At 64.9% G+C, this 18180-nt stretch carries 18 protein-coding genes; 11 read left to right on the forward strand and 7 right to left on the reverse strand.

Going from position 1 to position 18180, the window contains the following annotated elements; all coding sequences use genetic code 11:
- Nucleotides 1-15 precede the first annotated feature (15 nt).
- From AAFG50_RS32475 to AAFG50_RS32490, 4 genes are all read left to right on the forward strand, one after another.
- Nucleotides 16-1089 (forward strand): tartrate dehydrogenase, encoded by a 1074-nt coding sequence (locus tag AAFG50_RS32475; RefSeq protein ID WP_028176220.1) that lies wholly within the window; start codon nucleotides 16-18, stop codon nucleotides 1087-1089.
- Nucleotides 1090-1373: 284 nt separating this feature from the next.
- Nucleotides 1374-1829 (forward strand): Hsp20 family protein, encoded by a 456-nt coding sequence (locus AAFG50_RS32480; RefSeq protein ID WP_011089311.1) that lies wholly within the window; start codon nucleotides 1374-1376, stop codon nucleotides 1827-1829.
- A 120-nt stretch (nucleotides 1830-1949) separates the two neighbouring features.
- On the forward strand, nucleotides 1950-2267 hold the full coding sequence (locus tag AAFG50_RS32485) for a hypothetical protein (RefSeq protein ID WP_028176221.1): 318 nt from the start codon (nucleotides 1950-1952) through the stop codon (nucleotides 2265-2267).
- A gap of 33 nt (nucleotides 2268-2300) precedes the next feature.
- Nucleotides 2301-2540 carry a hypothetical protein gene (locus tag AAFG50_RS32490; protein WP_039186088.1) on the forward strand — a complete coding sequence of 80 codons (240 nt, stop codon included), beginning with the start codon at nucleotides 2301-2303 and terminating at the stop codon, nucleotides 2538-2540.
- A gap of 340 nt (nucleotides 2541-2880) precedes the next feature.
- Here AAFG50_RS32490 and AAFG50_RS32495 read toward each other — a convergent pair whose 3' ends face one another.
- Both AAFG50_RS32495 and AAFG50_RS32500 read right to left on the reverse strand, forming a co-directional pair.
- Nucleotides 2881-3816, reverse strand: coding sequence for a LysM peptidoglycan-binding domain-containing protein (locus AAFG50_RS32495; RefSeq protein WP_028176223.1), 936 nt, complete (start codon nucleotides 3814-3816; stop codon nucleotides 2881-2883).
- A gap of 183 nt (nucleotides 3817-3999) precedes the next feature.
- Nucleotides 4000-4620 (reverse strand): ABATE domain-containing protein, encoded by a 621-nt coding sequence (locus AAFG50_RS32500; RefSeq protein WP_028176224.1) that lies wholly within the window; start codon nucleotides 4618-4620, stop codon nucleotides 4000-4002.
- Between the two features lie 130 nt (nucleotides 4621-4750).
- On the opposite strand from AAFG50_RS32500, the gene AAFG50_RS32505 reads away from it, so the two are divergent.
- A complete protein-coding gene (locus AAFG50_RS32505) occupies nucleotides 4751-5602 on the forward strand; it encodes an alpha/beta hydrolase (protein ID WP_028176225.1) in 852 nt (283 codons plus the stop codon).
- A gap of 121 nt (nucleotides 5603-5723) precedes the next feature.
- Here AAFG50_RS32505 and AAFG50_RS32510 read toward each other — a convergent pair whose 3' ends face one another.
- Entirely contained in the window at nucleotides 5724-6437 is a 714-nt protein-coding gene (locus AAFG50_RS32510) for a hypothetical protein (protein WP_028176226.1), read from the reverse strand.
- A gap of 287 nt (nucleotides 6438-6724) precedes the next feature.
- On the opposite strand from AAFG50_RS32510, the gene AAFG50_RS32515 reads away from it, so the two are divergent.
- Entirely contained in the window at nucleotides 6725-7648 is a 924-nt protein-coding gene (locus AAFG50_RS32515; RefSeq protein WP_028176227.1) for an ABC transporter ATP-binding protein, read from the forward strand.
- Complete coding sequence (locus tag AAFG50_RS32520; protein ID WP_011089319.1) at nucleotides 7645-8406, forward strand: ABC transporter permease; 762 nt, start codon at nucleotides 7645-7647, stop codon at nucleotides 8404-8406. The genes AAFG50_RS32515 and AAFG50_RS32520 overlap by 4 nt, the downstream gene beginning before the upstream one ends.
- 113 nt (nucleotides 8407-8519) lie before the next feature.
- On the opposite strand, the gene AAFG50_RS32525 is transcribed toward AAFG50_RS32520, so the two are convergent.
- The gene (locus AAFG50_RS32525) at nucleotides 8520-8849 is read right to left on the reverse strand and encodes a hypothetical protein (protein WP_028176228.1); all 330 of its coding nucleotides are present in this window, start codon (nucleotides 8847-8849) and stop codon (nucleotides 8520-8522) included.
- Between the two features lie 326 nt (nucleotides 8850-9175).
- On the opposite strand from AAFG50_RS32525, the gene AAFG50_RS32530 reads away from it, so the two are divergent.
- Nucleotides 9176-9955, forward strand: a complete 780-nt coding sequence (locus tag AAFG50_RS32530) for a L,D-transpeptidase (protein ID WP_039185797.1) — start codon at nucleotides 9176-9178, stop codon at nucleotides 9953-9955.
- Nucleotides 9956-9972: 17 nt separating this feature from the next.
- Here the strand turns inward: AAFG50_RS32530 and AAFG50_RS32535 are convergent, their stop codons facing one another.
- Nucleotides 9973-11235 carry a hypothetical protein gene (locus tag AAFG50_RS32535; protein ID WP_028176230.1) on the reverse strand — a complete coding sequence of 421 codons (1263 nt, stop codon included), beginning with the start codon at nucleotides 11233-11235 and terminating at the stop codon, nucleotides 9973-9975.
- Nucleotides 11236-11391: 156 nt separating this feature from the next.
- Between AAFG50_RS32535 and AAFG50_RS32540 the strand changes: the two genes are divergently transcribed.
- Nucleotides 11392-12375 (forward strand): glycerophosphodiester phosphodiesterase, encoded by a 984-nt coding sequence (locus AAFG50_RS32540; RefSeq protein WP_028176231.1) that lies wholly within the window; start codon nucleotides 11392-11394, stop codon nucleotides 12373-12375.
- A gap of 73 nt (nucleotides 12376-12448) precedes the next feature.
- Here the strand turns inward: AAFG50_RS32540 and AAFG50_RS32545 are convergent, their stop codons facing one another.
- Entirely contained in the window at nucleotides 12449-14728 is a 2280-nt protein-coding gene (locus AAFG50_RS32545) for a fused MFS/spermidine synthase (RefSeq protein WP_028176232.1), read from the reverse strand.
- A 318-nt stretch (nucleotides 14729-15046) separates the two neighbouring features.
- On the opposite strand from AAFG50_RS32545, the gene AAFG50_RS32550 reads away from it, so the two are divergent.
- Nucleotides 15047-16657 (forward strand): NAD(P)/FAD-dependent oxidoreductase, encoded by a 1611-nt coding sequence (locus AAFG50_RS32550; RefSeq protein WP_028176233.1) that lies wholly within the window; start codon nucleotides 15047-15049, stop codon nucleotides 16655-16657.
- 287 nt (nucleotides 16658-16944) lie between these two features.
- Here AAFG50_RS32550 and AAFG50_RS32555 read toward each other — a convergent pair whose 3' ends face one another.
- Nucleotides 16945-17109: a Flp family type IVb pilin gene (locus AAFG50_RS32555; RefSeq protein ID WP_028176234.1), complete on the reverse strand. Its 165-nt coding sequence runs from the start codon at nucleotides 17107-17109 to the stop codon at nucleotides 16945-16947.
- A gap of 155 nt (nucleotides 17110-17264) precedes the next feature.
- On the opposite strand from AAFG50_RS32555, the gene AAFG50_RS32560 reads away from it, so the two are divergent.
- On the forward strand, nucleotides 17265-18152 hold the full coding sequence (locus AAFG50_RS32560; RefSeq protein ID WP_011089328.1) for a 50S ribosomal protein L11 methyltransferase: 888 nt from the start codon (nucleotides 17265-17267) through the stop codon (nucleotides 18150-18152).
- Nucleotides 18153-18180 lie beyond the last annotated feature (28 nt).

Below are 18180 nucleotides of genomic sequence, written 5' to 3' on the forward strand. Positions count from 1 at the left end.
AAACGGAGCATTTCCATGCGCACCCATTCGATCGCAGCGATTCCCGCCGACGGCATCGGCCCCGAGGTCATCTCGGCCGGTGTCCGCGTGCTGGAGGCGCTGGCCAGGCGCAGCGGCGACCTCGCCTTCAACGTCAAGACCTTCGACTGGGGCTCGGACTACTACAAGAAGCACGGCGTGATGATGCCGGCCGACGGCCTCGCGGAGCTGAAGAAGTTCGACGCGATCTATTTCGGCGCGGTCGGCGCCCCCGACGTGCCCGATCACATCACGCTGTGGGGCCTGCGCCTGCCGATCTGCCAGGGCTTTGACCAATACGCCAATGTGCGGCCGACCAAGATCCTGCCGGGCGTCGCCTCGCCGCTGCGCAATGTCGGCGTCGGCGATCTCGACTGGGTGATCGTGCGCGAGAACTCCGAAGGCGAATATGCCGGCATGGGCGGCCGCGCGCACAGAGGTTTGCCGGAAGAGGTCGGCACCGAAGTCGCCGTCTTCACCCGCGTCGGCGTGACGCGGATCATGCGCTACGCATTCCAGCTCGCGCAGTCGCGTCCGCGCAAGTTCCTGACCGTCGTGACCAAGTCGAACGCGCAGCGCCATGGCATGGTGATGTGGGACGAGATCGCGGCCGAGGTCGCCGGCGAATTCCCCGATGTGACCTGGGACAAGATGCTGGTCGACGCCATGACGGTGCGCATGACGCTGCATCCGAAGAGCCTCGACACCATCGTGGCGACCAACCTGCACGCCGACATCCTCTCCGACCTTGCCGGCGCGCTGGCGGGAAGCCTCGGTGTAGCGCCGACCGGCAACATCGATCCGCAGCGCCGCTTCCCCTCGATGTTCGAGCCGATCCACGGCTCGGCCTTCGACATCACCGGCAAGGGCATCGCCAACCCCGTCGCGACCTTCTGGACCGGCGCGCAGATGCTCGAACATCTCGGCGAGAAGGACGCCGCGTCACGGCTGATGACGGCGGTCGAGCGCGTCTGCGCGGCCGGCGTGCTGACGCCCGACGTCGGCGGCAAGGCGACGACGAAGGAGGTGACCGACGCCGTCATCGACGCGATCCACGGTTCGAACGTGTAGTGGGTTCAGCAACGCCGGCGCGGCGACCATGGTGGGCTCCGACGGCGTTGCCGGCGGCGCCCGGCGCCTGACCTTGGTCGCAGGCACGACCACCTCCCTCCGCGAGGCGCGGGAGGGTCCAAAAATTTTAGCCCCCCTCTTGAAACCGAAACTGCGTCTTTTTATTTTTCCGTTGCCGCCGAGAGGTGGCGTCCCCGACGCCTCATGGGTCGGGAACGACTGAGACGGGCACCGGTCGTGTCCGGTGCCGCTCGTATCCATTTTGCTCCTTGGAGGATTTGGCTATGCGCACTTACGACTTCTCTCCCCTGTGGCGTTCGACCATTGGCTTCGACCGCCTTTTCGACCTCGTTGAAACGGCACAGCGTGCCGGCGAGGATAATTATCCCCCCTACAACATCGAACGCGTCAGCGAGGATCGCTACCAGATTTCGCTCGCGATCGCGGGCTTTTCGCCCGACGAGGTCTCCGTGACTGCCGAGCAGAATGCGGTGATCGTCGAGGGAAACAAGGCGGACAAGGCCGAACGCGAGTATCTCTACCGGGGCATTTCCGCGCGGCCCTTCAAGCGGCAGTTCAACCTGGCCGACTATGTTCAGGTGCAGAGCGCCGCGTTCGAGAACGGTCTGCTCAAGATCGAACTGATCCGGGAGATTCCTGAAGCGATGAAGCCGCGGCGAATTGCCATCAATGCCGCGCCGTCCGGCACCGTGCATCAGCTCGAAGGCAGAGCCGCCTGATTTTCGTTTTGTCGGAGACCTGGTGATCCCGCCTGATCGTCGGGCGGGATCGACCGCGGCCTTCAGCCGCGTACCCCAATGCAAACAGAGGTTTTAGCGAAAGGAGAAGGAGGACCTCTCATGATCGATCATGCTGACAACATCATCGACCTGAACGCAATACTGCACCCCGGCTCTGTCTATGCTCATCCCCGCGACGTCGTCGAGGATCCGGCTCTGTCGATCGGCGAGAAGCGAGCGATCCTCGCGTCCTGGGCTTCAGACGCCGCCAGCGTTGCCTCAAACCCGGCGCTGAGAGAACTGCCGGGCTCGGACAAGCCCGTCACCATCGACGAGATTCTGGAAGCGCTCGCGATGCTGGACCACCATCCAAAGGGTCCTCCGGGCGGCAAGCCGGTCCGCACGCGGTCCATCTTGCGAACAGGTCTCGCAGCCTAGGCAACGGCCGCTCAACGGGGGATTGCGATGATGATGATTGATGAAGAGCTGGCCTTGTTGCGCGCACACCGCAACAACATCGGCCGTTACCAACGATTGCTCAAGACCGAACTGACGGAGGTCGAGCGGCGGTTCATTGAAAGGCGCCTGTCCGAGGAGCGTTCCGCGATCGAAAAGCTTGCAGCCTCTGCGTTTCCTCTCACGCTTCGAGCTCCAAAGAGGACGATCGGGAAGGCAACCCTGCTCATGACACAAGCTGACACGGCGAATTGAAATGCCCGATAACCTCCCCACCTTCGAAATGTTCTTGAGAAGATATGGCCGAAGGACATGGCGCTGGCGTGTCTGCACGACCGAAGGTCACCTCGTCATGCACGGGTCCGAAAATGGCCGGCCTGCGGCGAAATATGCGGCGGAAAGGGCATTGTTCCTGATGCTTCTCGCCGCGCCCTATCGACCGGCGAGCCAAGCTTCCGCCATGGCTCGCTCGTCCTTGGCGACACCAGCACCAAGACGGCTGCCGCGGCAGCGGTTGCGTGAATGACAAGGCAACACACGGAATGGCGCTCGGCGTCAGGCCACGTCCGTCCCGGCGATCTCCGCTGCTAACCGCTTACCGCCGCGCCGGAGGCGGCGGCGTCGTCAGCGCTGCCGTCGGCTCGGGCGGCGTCAGATGGCGCGGGACGACGATGGACTGGCCGGGCGTGAGGGTCGCGTTCTCTGCAAGCGAGTTGCTCTGCGCGATCGACCACAGCGGCACGCGATTGGCTGCGGCGATGCTCTCCATGGTGTCGCCGCGGCGTACCGGTACCCGCACGCCGGAGTCCCACAATTCCACCAGCGTATTCGCCGGCACGAGATAGCGCAGCGGCACGGCATCGCCCTGGGCCTGCGCGGGAATGCGCGGCAACTGCGTCACCATCTCGACGATCTGGCGATGGATGTCGTCGGACTTCTCGATGTTGATGTGCGAGACGCGGCTGTTCTCCTTGAGATCGTAGCTCGCGTAATGGCCGCGATAGCCGGGCACGGCCACGACATCGCCGCCGCCGAGCACGCTGTCGGACAGGAAGATGTTGATGAAGCGCTCGACATTGAGCGGCACGTCGCCGGTCGCATGCGCGGGATCGATAGCGATGACGAGGCTGATCGGGATGTTCTCCTTGGCCGCCATCTCGGAGATGACGACCGAGCACAGCCCGCCCATGGAGTGACCGATCAGCACGATCGGCGCCGGCGTTTCCTTGTAGCTGGAGATGGCACGATCGCCGATCCATCGGCAGATGGTGAATTCGTAGACATCGGCGGAAAAGCCGGCCTTCGTCAGCTTCTCGCCGAGCCGGTCCATGCCGGTCGAGAAGATCGGCCCCATGGCGCCACGGAACAGGTAGATCTTCGGCGGCGGCAGCGGCTCGGCCGGCGGAGGCGGCGGCGCAACGGGCGCGGCCGCGGCAGGCTTTGACTTGGCGGGTGAGGCAACGGCCGCACCGGTGCTCAAGGCGAGCAGCGCAACCGCTGCCAGCACGAGGATTCGCCTTGGATCAAGCATCAGTCCAGCAGTCCCACCACGGAAGGCAAACGCCGTCCCCCGGTTGCTTAGTGACCACCGATTGGGTGGAATTTGGGGCACCGAACGCGGTCGCGACACGCGGTCCCCCCATCAGGAGCCCGTGATAAGCTGGGGACGCGCGCCCCAACAAGGCAGCACGAAGCCACCACCTGCCTGCCCTCGTCACTGCCTGCTCTTGAGCCGATTGCGGTGTGCGGCCTGCTTGGCGCGGTTGCCGCAGACCGCCATGATGCACCATCGCCGCGCGCGCCTGCGGGTGTGGTCGGCGAACAGCATCGTGCAGTTGTGGCCCTCGCACGCCTTCACGTCGGAAAAGTCCTCGTCGCAGACGAACGTGGCCAAGGTCTCGCCGACCGGCAGCAGCAGGGATTCGGCCGAGCGCCAGCGCCGCTTCGTTTGCAGCTTCAGAACGCCGCCGACATCACCGTGTCCCGGCTCGATCTGGCGGAATGACTCCTCGCGCTCCAGCAGGCCGTTCAACGGACCGAGTTCGCGCAATGCATCCGCCGTGAGCGGCCGGCCGGCATGCTCCAGAACGAAACCACGAAACCATTCGCGCAGGGCACGCGCCTGATCCGCGACCTCATCCAGTTCACCCGGCGCCGCGCGCGCCTTCAGTGCGTGCAGTTCATCCGCCGGCACCAGCTTCGCCTGCTCCAGCCAGTCGATCAGGCCATCGCCATCGTCGATCCAATCGACGGGCGTATCGACCGGCGTCGCCACCGAATTCAGGAAATCAAGGCCAAGCGAGTCGGCGATGAACATGGCGGGTGGGCGGTCCATGAGCGGTCCTTGGCCGGTCTGAAGAGGCAGGGCAGAAGTAACCTGATAAATACCAATTGACAAGTTACTCGCCAACGAAGTAACCTTATTAAAGACATTAAACAGGTTACTTGGACGGACGGAGACTGGCATGGCCCCGACCACCTATCGCACCGCAGACGTTGATGGCTTCAAGGTGTTCTATCGGGAGGCCGGCACTGCTGGCGCGCCAAAGCTCCTGCTGCTGCACGGCTTCCCGAGCGCCGGCCACATGTTCCGCGATCTAATCCCGCTGCTCGCGGACAGGTTCCACATCGTGGCACCTGACCTGCCCGGCTTCGGCCAATCCGACATGCCCTCGCGCGAAACCTTCCGCTACACGTTCGACAACATCGCTAAGGTGATCGAACGCTTCACCGAGGTGATCGGCTTCGATCGTTTCGCGGTCTACGTCTTCGACTATGGCGCGCCGACCGGCTTCCGGCTCGCGCTGAATCACCCCGAACGGATCACGGCGATCATCTCGCAGAACGGCAATGCCTATGAGGACGGTCTCAGCGACGGCTGGGCTCCGATAAAAGCCTACTGGCAAGATCCTTCGCCCGCCAACCGTGAGGCGCTGCGCGGCTTGCTCACGCCGGACGCGACGCGTTGGCAGTACACGCACGGTGTCCCCGATCCGTCCCTGGTGTCGCCGGACGGGCAGAACCTCGACAATTTCTACCTGGCTCGCCCCGGCTCGGACGACGTGCAACTCGACCTGTTCGGCGACTACAGGAGCAACGTCGCGCTCTATCCGTCATTCCAGGACTATTTCCGCACCTACAAACCACCGTTCCTGGCCGTCTGGGGCAAGAACGATCCGTTCTTCATCCCGCCCGGCGCCGAGGCGTTCAAGCGCGACAATCCCAACGCAGTGGTTCAGTTCTTCGACACCGGACATTTCGCACTGGAAACGCACGCGAGGGAAATCGCGGAGAGCATTCGCGCGTTCTTGGTGTGACGATGTGAGCGCGCAATGACGCGCGTCCGCTCACTTCCGCTCTTCGCGATCTCTGAGCTTGCCGGTCAATGCAGAGAGACAGCTGCGCGGTCGAACAACACGGCTCGCCGCGCAAAGCTCCTCAGTTCCGCGGCGCCGTCGCCGCCGCCGAGCGCGCCTGCCGGGGTGCGCCGGGCTCGGCGACCGGAGCCGGCGCGCGCGAGCGCATGATCGCGGCGTCGATCTCGGCGATCACGCGGCGCTGGATCGCCTCGTTCTTGTCGATCGAGATGTGGCCGACGCCGGTGCCGCGCACGTCGACATTGTCGAGCTTGCCGCGCAGGCCGGCCGCCGGCCGCACCGGCTCGCCGGGACCATCGCCGATATAGATGTTGATGTAGCGTTCGGCGCCGGTCGAGAGCCTGGTCTTGAACACGGAATCGAGGCCGATCGCGAGCTTCACGGGCACGCCGAGCTGGTTGAGCTTGGCGATCATGTCCGGCAGCGCGGTCGCGCCCGAGGAATGGCCGACCAGGATGATTGTCTTGATGCGGCCGGCCCTGTAGGCGGTCGCAGCTTCATTGGCGAGTGAGGACCAGGAGACGAAGTTCGCGACCGTCACCGGGATGCCCTGCGCCTCGAGCCGGGCGCCGATGGTGTCGAGCCCGAGCGAGAAGATGTTGAGCACGCCACGGAGCAGGTAGACATGCGTGGTCGCGGCCGCGGCCTGGCTCGGCGCCGCCCTTGCGGTGGTCGGGCTCATGGCGACAGCTGACAGCAGGAGCAGGCACATCGCCCACACACGGATGGCGGGCAATTGGCTGGCGCCGGCGGTGTGACGGCCGTTCGGTCTCATCGATGGTTTCCCTGGGGACAATACGCTTTGCGATTGGCCGGAATCGTAGCCACGGCCTGCTTGCAGACGCAACAAAGAGCCGCGTGAGCGACAATCTTAGCAGCAAGCCGTGACCATCGCGCAACACTTGCCCGAAACCTGCCACCGAAGGGCCTGTTTTGAGACCATTTTTCTCCGGCCAATTGCGACCGGGCAATGGCATTCCTATCTCAGGGCACCGCTGACCGGCCCGCCTGGGCGGGTTCCAGCTCCATTCCCCAGCCTTTCCCCTCAGACTTGCGGCCATCATGTCTTCCATCATTTCCGTCGCCAATTTGTCGAAGACCTATGGGTCCGGCTTCAAGGCGCTCAAGAACGTCAATCTGGATATCAAGCGCGGCGAGATCTTCGCCCTGCTCGGGCCGAACGGCGCCGGCAAGACCACGCTGATCTCGATCATCTGCGGCATCGCCAATCCGAGCGAGGGCCGCGTTCTCGTCGGCGGCGAGGACATCCAGACCTCCTACCGCAAGGCGCGCTCGCTGATCGGCCTGGTGCCGCAGGAACTCCACACCGACGCCTTCGAGAGCGTCTGGGCGACCGTGAGCTTCTCCCGCGGCCTGTTCGGCAAGCCGAAGAACCCAGCCCATATCGAGAAGGTGCTCAAGGACCTCTCGCTGTGGGACAAGAAGGACAGCAAGATCATCACGCTCTCCGGCGGCATGAAGCGCCGCGTGATGATCGCCAAGGCACTGTCGCACGAGCCGCAGATCCTGTTCCTGGACGAGCCCACCGCCGGCGTCGACGTCGAGCTGCGCAAGGGCATGTGGGAGGTGGTGCGCACGCTCCAGCAGTCCGGCGTCACCATCATCCTCACCACGCACTACATCGAGGAAGCCGAGGAGATGGCCGATCGCATCGGCGTCATCAACAAGGGCGAGATCGTGCTGGTCGAGGACAAGGCGACCTTGATGCAGAAGCTCGGCAAGAAGCGGCTGACGCTGCACTTGCAGAACAAGATCTCCTCGCTGCCGGAGAGCCTTGGCCATTACGAGCTCGACCTCTGCGATTCCGGCGCGACGCTGGTCTACGACTACGACACCAAGGGCGAGCGCACCGGCATCACCAGCCTGCTGAGCGACCTCCGCACCGCCGGCATCCGCTTCAACGATCTCGACACGACGCAATCGTCGCTCGAGGACATCTTCGTCGACCTCGTGAGGACGTCATGAATCACCGCGCCATCCGCGCCATCTATCTGTTCGAAATGGCGCGCACCTGGCGCACGCTGCTGCAAAGCATCGTCTCGCCGGTGGTCTCCACCTCGCTCTATTTCGTGGTGTTCGGCGCCGCGATCGGCTCGCGCATCAGCCAGGTCGAGGGCGTCAGCTACGGCACCTTCATCGTGCCGGGCCTGATCATGCTCTCGGTGCTGACGCAGAGCATCGCCAACGCCTCGTTCGGCATCTACTTCCCGAAATTCACCGGCACGATCTACGAGATCCTGTCGGCGCCGATCTCCTATTTCGAGATCGTGCTCGGCTATGTCGGCGCCGCCGCGACCAAGTCGATCATCCTCGGCCTGATCATCCTGGCCACCGCCGGGCTCTTCGTTCCATTGCATATCCACCATCCGGTCTGGATGCTGGCCTTCCTGGTGCTGACGGCGGTGACGTTCAGCCTGTTCGGCTTCATCATCGGCATCTGGGCCGACGGGTTCGAGAAGCTGCAGATGATCCCGATGCTGGTGGTGACGCCGCTGACCTTCCTCGGCGGCAGCTTCTATTCCATCGACATGCTGCCACCCACCTGGCGCACGGTGGCGCTGCTCAACCCGGTCGTCTATCTGATCTCCGGCTTCCGCTGGAGCTTCTACGAGATCGCCGATGTGAGTGTGGCCGTCAGCATCTGCATGACGACGGCGTTCCTGGTGATCTGCCTGGTCGCGATCTGGTGGATTTTCCGCACCGGGTACCGGCTGAAGAATTGACCCCTGTCGTCATTCCGGGGCGTGCGAAGCACGAGCCCGGAATCCATCGTGCGACAGAGTTGGTGGATGAATGGATTCCGGGCTCGCGACTTCGTCGCGCCCCGGAATGACAATCACCGATAGCAATGGAAGCGGTGATAGCCGTCATAATACCCGCGGCAGTGACGGTAGTGACGGTGGGGAATGCCCAGCACGCCCTCGACCGCGCCCACGGCGCCGCCGACACCGGCACCGACCGCGCCTCCGACCACACCGCCCACCGGGCCGGCAATGCGGTTGCCTTCATGGGCGCCTTCCTGGGCACCGCGCACGATGCCCTGGGCATGGCCGGCTTGCGGCAGCGATAACAGCGCGAGCAGGATGGCGGCGGCTGCGAAAAGCAGGTGGACAGGTAAACGTAAACCGGCCGGCAATTGCGCAGCGGCGATACGGGCTTTGTTCATCTTCGATCCCAAGGGAAATACAAGAGGTCAACGGCGGCGAAAACCGCCTGTCAGGTAGGCCATGTTCAACGCCCGGAGCGGCCAAATGGTTGCGCCTTTGTGACGAATTGTCGACGTCGTGAACGCATCTCCGCTCGCGAAAATGTCAGCATCGCCGCGGGCGGCGCGGCACAAAGCGGCCTTGCTTACATCAGGCATCACGTTAACGATGGCCGGGCCGGCTGCTGGAACGAAAGCCGGATTGCAGGCATAGTGCACGCCGGGGGACGGAGAGCCGCGGCGCTTGCGTGAACAGGCCGGAGGCCAGAACTCAAATGCGTTTTCAGATGCGTTCGTTTTTCATTACTTTCACCTCCCTGCTGCTTTTGAGCGCGGGCACCGCGCAGGCCAAGGTCGAAATCACCATCGACAAGGACAATCAGCAGATGACCGTCGCCGTCGACGGCGTCGCGCGCTATCACTGGCCGGTGTCGACGGGCATTCCCTCGCGCGAGACGCCGAGCGGAGCGTTCCGCACCTTCCGCATGGAAGAGGACCACTACTCCAAGGAATTCGACGACGCGCCGATGCCGCACGCGATCTTCTTCACCAAGGTCGGGCACGCCATCCACGGCACCGACTCGGTCGGCCGTCTCGGCACGCCGGCATCCCATGGCTGCGTGCGGCTGTCGCGCCAGAACGCATCGACGCTCTATGCGCTGGTGCAGCAGCAGGGCGTGCTCAACACCACGGTGACGCTGACCGGCTCGGCGCAGGTGGCGCTGGCGCGCAATCCCCGCGGTCGCACCAACAATGCGGTGGCGCGCGCACCGCAGCCTGCGGAAGAGCAGTACGCCACATCAGGCGATCCCGTGAATCTGACGCCGCCGGCGCAGCCCGCCCGCCGCTACATGCCGCAGGACGACAATTACATCTACCCTGCCGACGGCAGCGACACCGGTGCGCGCTATCCGGCGCCGCGTCCGGCCAGCCGCCCGCTCTATGACGCGCAGGTCTATCAGCAGCAGCCGCAGCAATATTACAATCAGGGCTACGGCCAGCAGGGCTACTATCAGCCACAGCCCCGCCAGTACTACCAGCCGCGCGGCTACTACTATCAGAACTGACGCTACCTGAACTGACGCTATCTGAACGCGGCGTCGCCGCGTTCGACGATCTTTCGTGCAGCACCGACGAAAGCGCGGGCGACCGGCTCGAGGATTTCGGGGCCGGTCGCGCCGAGATCGTCTGACGGCGTGTGGAACGTACGATGGCGGCCGGCCATGCCGAGGAAATTGGGATAGCCCGCCGCGTGCACGTCGCGCAGCTCGCCGACCGCCTGCTTCTCCGTCACCAGACGTTTTGCCGCGACCCCGGCGAAGGCCTCGTCCGTCAGCGCAACGGCGGATTTGCTCAGCACGAGATAGCGCTCTTGCTCGGGCCGCTCGGTGCCGGCGCCTTCCGCAAAGCCATAGCACGCGTTCGACGAACCGAAATGGATCCACGCCAGCGTGTCCTTCGGCGCCGGCGCGCCGTGCTTCAGGAACAGCTCCATGCCGCCGTGACCGATTTCATGGCCTGCGGTGGCGATGAAGACGAGATGCGCCGGCCATTTTTCGGCAGCGACGGTGCGCGCCAGCGCGAGGAAGTTGGCGATGCCGGGGCCACGCTCGCAGACGCAAGAGTACCAGCCGGTCATCGGCGTCGAGACGACGATGGTCGGCCCGCGGCCGGCGCCGGTCTCGGCGATCACGTTGCGGCCGGCGACATCGCGCTCATAATGGCCCTTGACGTCGAAGGTAACAGGTTCGCCCGAGGCGATTGCGCGCTCGAATGCCGCGCGCGACTTCGCGCCGACCACCATCACCGGCACCGGCCAGGGCGCATCCTCCTGCGTGACGTTGTAGGCGAAACGATCGTCCGCAGGATTGCCGATCGTCAGCAGGATGGCCGCCGGCTTCCTCGCCGCCGCTTCCGCGATCGCGTCGCGATGGGCGGGGCCGAGATAGGCGCCGCGATCGAATGGCAGCTCCAGCCAGAGGATCTTGCCGGCAACGTCACCGTCGCGCGCAAGCAGCGCGGACAGATGGAAGCTGGCCTTGTCTTCCGGCGGCCACCAGAATGGCGTCGCCTCGATGCTCGTGCCGCTCGCCTCGGCGCTGGCCTGCTCGACGACATATTGCCGGCCGAGCACGACGGGCTGGAAGCTGACCTCGAACCCGGCCTGCTTCATCTCGCCGGCAATCCAGTCCGCCGTCGCGCGGTCGCCGGGCGAGCCGAAGCGGTGCAGGCCGAAGGATTCGTAGCGCGCGACGTCCGCATAGAGGCTCGCGCCCGAAAGCACATCCTTGGCTGCCGCCTGCCCGACCATGAGAACCGCCATCGTTGCGATGAAGATAAGCCGCATATGAATCGTCCCCGGACCGATCCTTTTTTTGGAGGGCCAGTTTCGGCCTTCCACGGCCTCCGTCAACCGCCTGTCGACCACGGGACTGGACGAAACAAGCGAAGATTTCATATGCTTTCCTTTCCCTTGGTCCTTTCACTTGGGCTGCGAACTGTGATGCCGTCACGTGCCGCGACGATCCTGACCGTACTCTCGGTTCTCACGGCAGGAGAAGCCATGGCCTTCGATCTCGAGGCGCATCGCGGCGGGCGGGCGCTGCTGCCGGAAAACACCCTGCCGGCTTTCGCCAACGCGCTGTCGATGGGCGTGGATACGCTGGAGCTCGACGTCGGCGTCACCGCCGATGGCGCGGTCATCATCTCGCATGAACGCGGGCTCAATCCCGATCTGGCACGGGATGCGAACGGCGCCTATGTCGCTCCGCCCGGCACGCCCTTCGTACGACTGCGGCTCGAAGAGGTCGGGACCTATGACGTCGGCCAGCTCCGTCCGGACAGTGCCTACGCCAAGCAATTCCCCGAGCAGCGCGCCGTCCCGGGGACACGCATTCCCACCTTGAGGCAGCTGTTCGCGCTGGTGCGCAAATCCGGCAACGATCGCGTGCGCTTCAACATCGAGACCAAGATCGATCCGAACCATCCGGACGAATCCCTCGACCCGCAAGGTTTTGTCACCAAACTGCTCGGGCTGATCGAGGCCGAGAAGTTTTCCGAGCGCGTCATGATCCAGTCGTTCGACTGGAGGACCCTGCAGCTCGTCCAGCAGCAGGCACCGACCATTCCGACCGTGTACCTGACGCTCCAGCGCGGTTCAGGACAGACCGTGGTGCTGGACAAGGCCACCAACTGGACCGCGGGTTTCAGCCCCGCCGATCACGGCGGCTCGCTGCCGCGAACCATCAAGGCTGCGGGCGGCGCGATCTGGTCGCCCTATTTCGACGATGTGACTGCGGCCCTCGTCTCGGAGGCTCACGGGCTCGGGCTGCGCGTCGTGGTCTGGACGGTCAACAAGCCCGAGGACATGACGCGCATGATCGAGATCGGCGTCGACGGAATCATCTCGGATAGGCCCGACCTGTTGCGGCAGGCGGCGGGCGAGAAGGGGCTTGCGCTGCCGGCGGGGACGCCGGTGGCGCCTTGAGCGGTCTCGTGTCCCGGACGCAGCGCAGCGTGCAACGCTGCTCTGCGTCCGGGGCACGAGACATCGCGAAAACCTACTCCCCATCCCTCAAGCGCCGATACAGCGCGCCCAAAATGTTGGAATAATCGTCGGTCCAGACCCGCACCCTGTCGTCGGCTTCGGTCTGCTCCCAGACCTTGGACGAGGCGATCTTGCCGACGTCGGCCTCCTCGCGCGCGGAGATGACGACGTCGGTCGAGAAGATGTAGTCGGCATCCCGCCCGGAATCCTCGTTGAAGACCCAGCTCTTGAGATCGTTGGCATCGGCGATGCCGACCACGACGGTTTCGAGATCGAGATGCCGGTTGGAGACGTGCATCACCACGGCGCCGTGGGGAGCGAGCTTGTCCTTGTAGATCTTCATCGCCTCCTCGGTGGCGAGATGGATCGGGATCGCATCCGAGGAATAGGCATCGACGATGATCAAGTCATAGGCGCCGTCCGGCTCCTTCGCGAAGGTCAGGCGTGCGTCCCCGATCACCGGCTTCAGGTCCGGCAGGCAGCTCGAGATGTAGCGGAAATTCTTCGGGTCGCGCGCCGCATCGACCATCGACTGGTCGATCTCGAAGAATTTCCAGCTCTCCCCTGGCTCGGCGGCGCAGGCGAGCGTGCCCGATCCGACGCCGATCGCGGCGACCTTCAGCGGCGCGCCCTTGCGCTCGCGGAGCGCGGTGATGGCCTGACCGATGCCGCCGTCCTTGTGATAATAGGTGATCGCCTCGGGCCGCCCGGTGACCGGCGTGCCGTCATTGTTGCGGAAGCGCTCGGCGCCGTGGATCGTGGTGCCGTGCATCAGCACGTGGAAATAGCCGCCGGGCGTCTCCACGATCTTGTGGACGCCGAAGAAGCTGCGCACGGTGGTGACGCGGCCCTCATCCGCCGGATAGACACGGATCAACGCCAGCGCGAGCGCAACCGTGGCAAAGATCTTCCAGCGGCCGGCATTGAGCGCCAATGCCAGCAGCGCGGCGAGCACGCCGACGGAGCCGGCGACCCAGACGCGGTGATCCTCGAACCAGGTCGAAAGGCTGCCTGCGGTGTAGGACGGCGCAACGAGCGCCACCGCGAGCGCGGCGAGCGCCAGCCAGTACCATTTGACGATGCCGGCAAGACGCTCGTTGGCGGACGGGCGGCACAGCGCCGCGAGCGCGATCAGGATCGGATATTCGGCGATCCATGAGAAGGTGAATGGAGCAACGAGGCCTGCAAAGAGGCCGCCGACCATGCCGCCGAACGACAGCGCGACATAGAAGCCGGTGAGATATTTGGCGGCCGGCCGGGTCCGCGCCAATTCGCCGTGACAGGCCATGGCGATGACGAAGAAGCACAATTGATGACCGCCGAGCGTCAGCAGCAGATTCTGTTCGCCCCCGAAGGCCAGCAGGAAGACCACGCCCGCGATCGCCACCGGCTGGAGCATCAGCATCCATTTGTGCGGCAGCAGCGGCCGCGACTGGAACACCACCACCCAGGTGAGCAAGTACAGCGACAGCGGCAGCACCCACAGAAGCGGCGCTGCCGCGACGTCGGTGGAGATGTGCGCGGTGACGGCGATGAGCAGTCCCGACGGCACCGCGGCGAGGAAGATCCAGCGCAGCCGCGTCACGAGGCCGGGGGCCGGCGCATTGATCTCCTCGGTCCGCGCATCGACCACCGCCAGTTTTGGCGAGCGCAGCAGCAGCACGCCGCAGGCGGCGATCAGGAGAATCAGGAGGCCATAGCCGCCGGTCCAGAACCGGTTCTGCGTGTGCAGCGTGAACATCGGCTCCAGCAGGAACGGATAGGACAACAGCGCCAGGAAGCTGCCGATGTTGGAGGACGCATAGAGGAAATAGGGATCGTGTCCGGCGGGATGGCCGGTGCGGACGAACCAGGCTTGCAGCAGCGGATTGTTGGCGGCGAGCGCGAAGAACGGCAGCCCGATCGAGACCACGAACAGGCCGAGCAGCCAGACCGCATAGCCCGACGCGGGCGGCTCGCCATAGGCGGTGGCGATGCCGAGCGGCAGCGTGGCGAAGGCCAGGGCCAGCAACACCAGATGCACCACCACCGGAACGATCCGGTTCCGGACCTGCATCAACAGATGCGCATAGGCGTAGCCCGCCAGCAGCAGCGACTGGAAGAACACCATGGCGACCGACCACACCGCCGGCGAGCCGCCCAGACGCGGCAGCACCATCTTCGTGAACAGCGGCTGCACCGAGAACAGCAGCAGCGCGCTGACGAAGATCGCAGCGGTGTAGACCGCCAGCAGCAGCCGGTTGCGCGACGACGACGGCTGCTCCGTGGCGGCGGGTTGCACGATCGAATCCATGAAAGCTCCGGCAAAAGCGTTTTCCGGCGAAGTGGGCACCGGTTCGCGCGAGAAGACGCGTCGGACAGTTCCTCCGGCGGGCGCCGGACGGGGCGCAATGGAGCACAAGGCGCCTGAACGGGCAATAAAGGGGCTCGTGATGTTGCAGCGAGGAATGCTTGATATAGAGATGTCATTCCGGGATGGTCCGAAGGACCAGACCACAGGTGCGCAGTTGCGCACCGGGGAATCTCGAGATTCCGGGTTCGATGCTCCGGGCCGCGCTACGCGGTCCCGTCGCATCGCCCCGGAATGACTGTGGAACATTCAGAAGCTCCCATGACCGAAACCGACGTCGTCATCATCGGCGCTGGCCATAACGGCCTCACCTGCGCGGCCTATCTCGCGATGGCGGGGCTGCGCGTGCGCGTGGTCGAGCGTCGCAAGGTGGTCGGCGGAGCGGCGGTCACGGAGGAGTTTCATCCGGGTTTCCGCAATTCTGTCGCAGCCTACACCGTAAGCCTGCTCAATCCGCAGGTGATCCGCGACCTCGGGCTTGCCGAGCAGGGCCTGCGTATCGTCGAACGGCGGGCGCAGAATTTTCTGCCAGCGCCGGACGGCAGCTATCTGCTCACCGGCGAGGGACGGACGAAAGCGTCAGTCGCGCAGCTGAGCGCGCATGATGCGGACGCACTCGACGGCTTCTCGCGCGAGCTGGAAGATATCGCCGACGTGCTGCGGCAGTTCGTGCTGCGCGCGCCGCCGAACCTGCTCGACGGTTTTGGCACGAACGCGATCCGCGAGGCCGTGAACGCCTTACAGAGCGCCAACATCCTGCGCGGCCTCACGCTGGAGAGAAGCCGCAGCCTGCTCGATCTCTTCACCCGCTCGGCCGGCGAGATGCTAGACGAGCGCTTCGAGCACGATCTGGTCAAGGCGCTGTTCGGCTTCGATGCCATCGTCGGCAATTATGCGAGCCCCTACGCCGCCGGCTCGGCCTATGTGATGCTGCATCACGCCTTCGGCGAGGTGAACGGCAAGAAGGGCGTCTGGGGCCACGCCATCGGCGGTATGGGCGCGATCACCCAGGCGATGGCGCGCGCCGCGCAGGGCCGGGGCGTCGCGATCGACACGGACGCCGGCGTGCGCGAGGTGATCGTCGAACGCGACCGCGCCGTCGGCGTCGTGCTGGACAACGGCGCGACGATCCGGGCGAGATACGTCGCGGCCAACGTCAATCCAAAGCTGCTCTATACGCGGCTGATCGCGGCCGACGCCCTGCCGAAGGACTTCCTCGCCCGCATCCGGCACTGGAAGAACGGCTCCGGCACCTTCCGCATGAACGTGGCGCTGGACCGCCTGCCCTCCTTCACGGCGCTGCCGGATGACGGCGATCACCTCACCTCGGGCATCATCCTGGCGCCGAGCCTCGGCTACATGGACCGGGCCTTTCTCGATGCGCGCGCGCACGGCTGGAGCCGCGAACCCGTGGTCGAGATGCTGATCCCCTCCACGCTCGACGACACGCTTGCGCCCGAAGGCAAGCATGTCGCGAGCCTGTTCTGCCAGCACGTCGCGCCGGAGCTTCCCGACGGCAGATCCTGGGACGACCATCGCGACGAGGTCGCCGATCTCATGATCGCGACGGTGGACAGCTACGCGCCGGGTTTTGCGTCAAGCGTGCTCGGCCGCCAGATTCTCTCGCCGCTGGATCTCGAACGGCAGTTCGGCCTCCTCGGCGGCGACATCTTCCACGGCGCACTGACGCTGAACCAGCTGTTCTCGGCACGGCCGATGCTGGGCCATGCCGATTATCGCGGCCCCCTGAAAGGCCTCTATCACTGCGGCTCCGGCGCCCATCCCGGCGGCGGCGTCACCGGCGCCCCCGGCCACAACGCAGCACAAGCGATCCTGCGGGATCACCGGTCGCTGTTCGGAAGCCGTGGATAGGTCTGTGGATGGGCTGTGGACAGGCTGTCGAGAGGTGTGTGCCCAGTAGAGGGATGGCGGCACCGGACCATCGGGACAAGTCTGGGGAAAGGCGGTGGAAAACCGCTGGCCAACGACGGGACGAGCCGGTGGATAACGCTCTGGCAAATGGCGGACAACCCGTGGATACCGGCCGGGAATCGCACGCGGGAAAATGACTTCGCCCGCCAGGAGCAATTCCCGAGCGGGCGCTAGTCAGACATTGCCTACGAAGAAAGGTGCCCCCGCTGGGAAATGGGAGGCGGAAATTACTTCAAGGAGGTGCTAATCGAAGTGAACTTTTCGTTCATCGTGGTGCCCAGGCCGTTCACCACGGTGATGATCGCCAGCGCGATACCGGCCGCGATAAGGCCGTACTCGATTGCGGTCGCACCAGATTCATTGGACCAGAACTTCAAAATCATGCGCGTCAAGACTCGCCTCCATTTCTATTTCAAGCTGCGTTGGTTCGCCCCAACATCCGAAAATCTACGGAGCGCAACCTTCGGACGGGTTAATCCCGGAACCGCAAGTTATGCGGAAAATTGGGAACAAAAGTTCCAAAAATTGAACCTGACGGAACCCTAGCATGCAGCCTTCCCCCACCCATCGCGCCAGCTTTTCGATCGGCAGCGAGGCCGCCGCCCGGCGCGTCGTCGACGTGCTCACCGAGGTGTTTTTCGAAGGCGATGCCGCGGTCGCCGCCTTCGAACGGCCGGACGGACAATGGGACGTCACGCTGCATTTTGCGGATGCGCCGGACCAGGCTTGGCTGCGCGAACTCGTTGTAAATTCAGCAGGAAATGAGATCGCCGACACGCTTGCCTTCGACACAGTCGAAGCCAAGGACTGGGTCAAGGCCAGCCTGGAAGACCTCGTCCCGGTGCCGGCCGGACGCTTCGTCGTGCACGGCAGCCATGACCGCGACCGCGTCGCGCCGAACAAGCTCAAGATCGAGATCGAGGCGGCGCTCGCCTTCGGCACCGGCCATCACGGCACCACGCGCGGCTGTTTACTCCTGCTTGACCATGTCCTGAAGAGTTCCCGCCCGAGCAACGTGCTCGACCTCGGCACCGGAACCGGCGTGCTGGCCATCGCGGCGGCGAAGGCACTGCATCGCGCCGTGCTTGCCTCCGACATCGACCCGCCCTCCGTGCGGGTGGCGGCCGAGAACGGCCGGCTGAACGAAGTCGGTCACCATGTGCGGGTGATCCGCGCCACCGGCTTCGCCGCGCCGGATTTTGCCCGGGCGGGCCCGTTCGACCTGGTGCTGGCCAACATCCTTGCCAATCCGCTGCGGCACTTGGCGAGTCCGATGGCGCGGCACCTGGCGCCCGGCGCGCGCGTCATCCTCTCCGGCCTGCTGACGCACCAGGCCCCCGCCGTGATCGCCGCCTATCGCGCACGCGGCCTCGTGCCGCTGCGGCATTTGCGGATCGAGGGGTGGAGCAGCCTGCTGCTGCGGAAGGTAGGGTAAGCTGATCAGTCGTCCGTGAAGAAGGACT

The sequence above is a fragment of the Bradyrhizobium sp. B039 genome, assembly GCF_038965675.1.
Lineage (GTDB): Bacteria > Pseudomonadota > Alphaproteobacteria > Rhizobiales > Xanthobacteraceae > Bradyrhizobium > Bradyrhizobium diazoefficiens.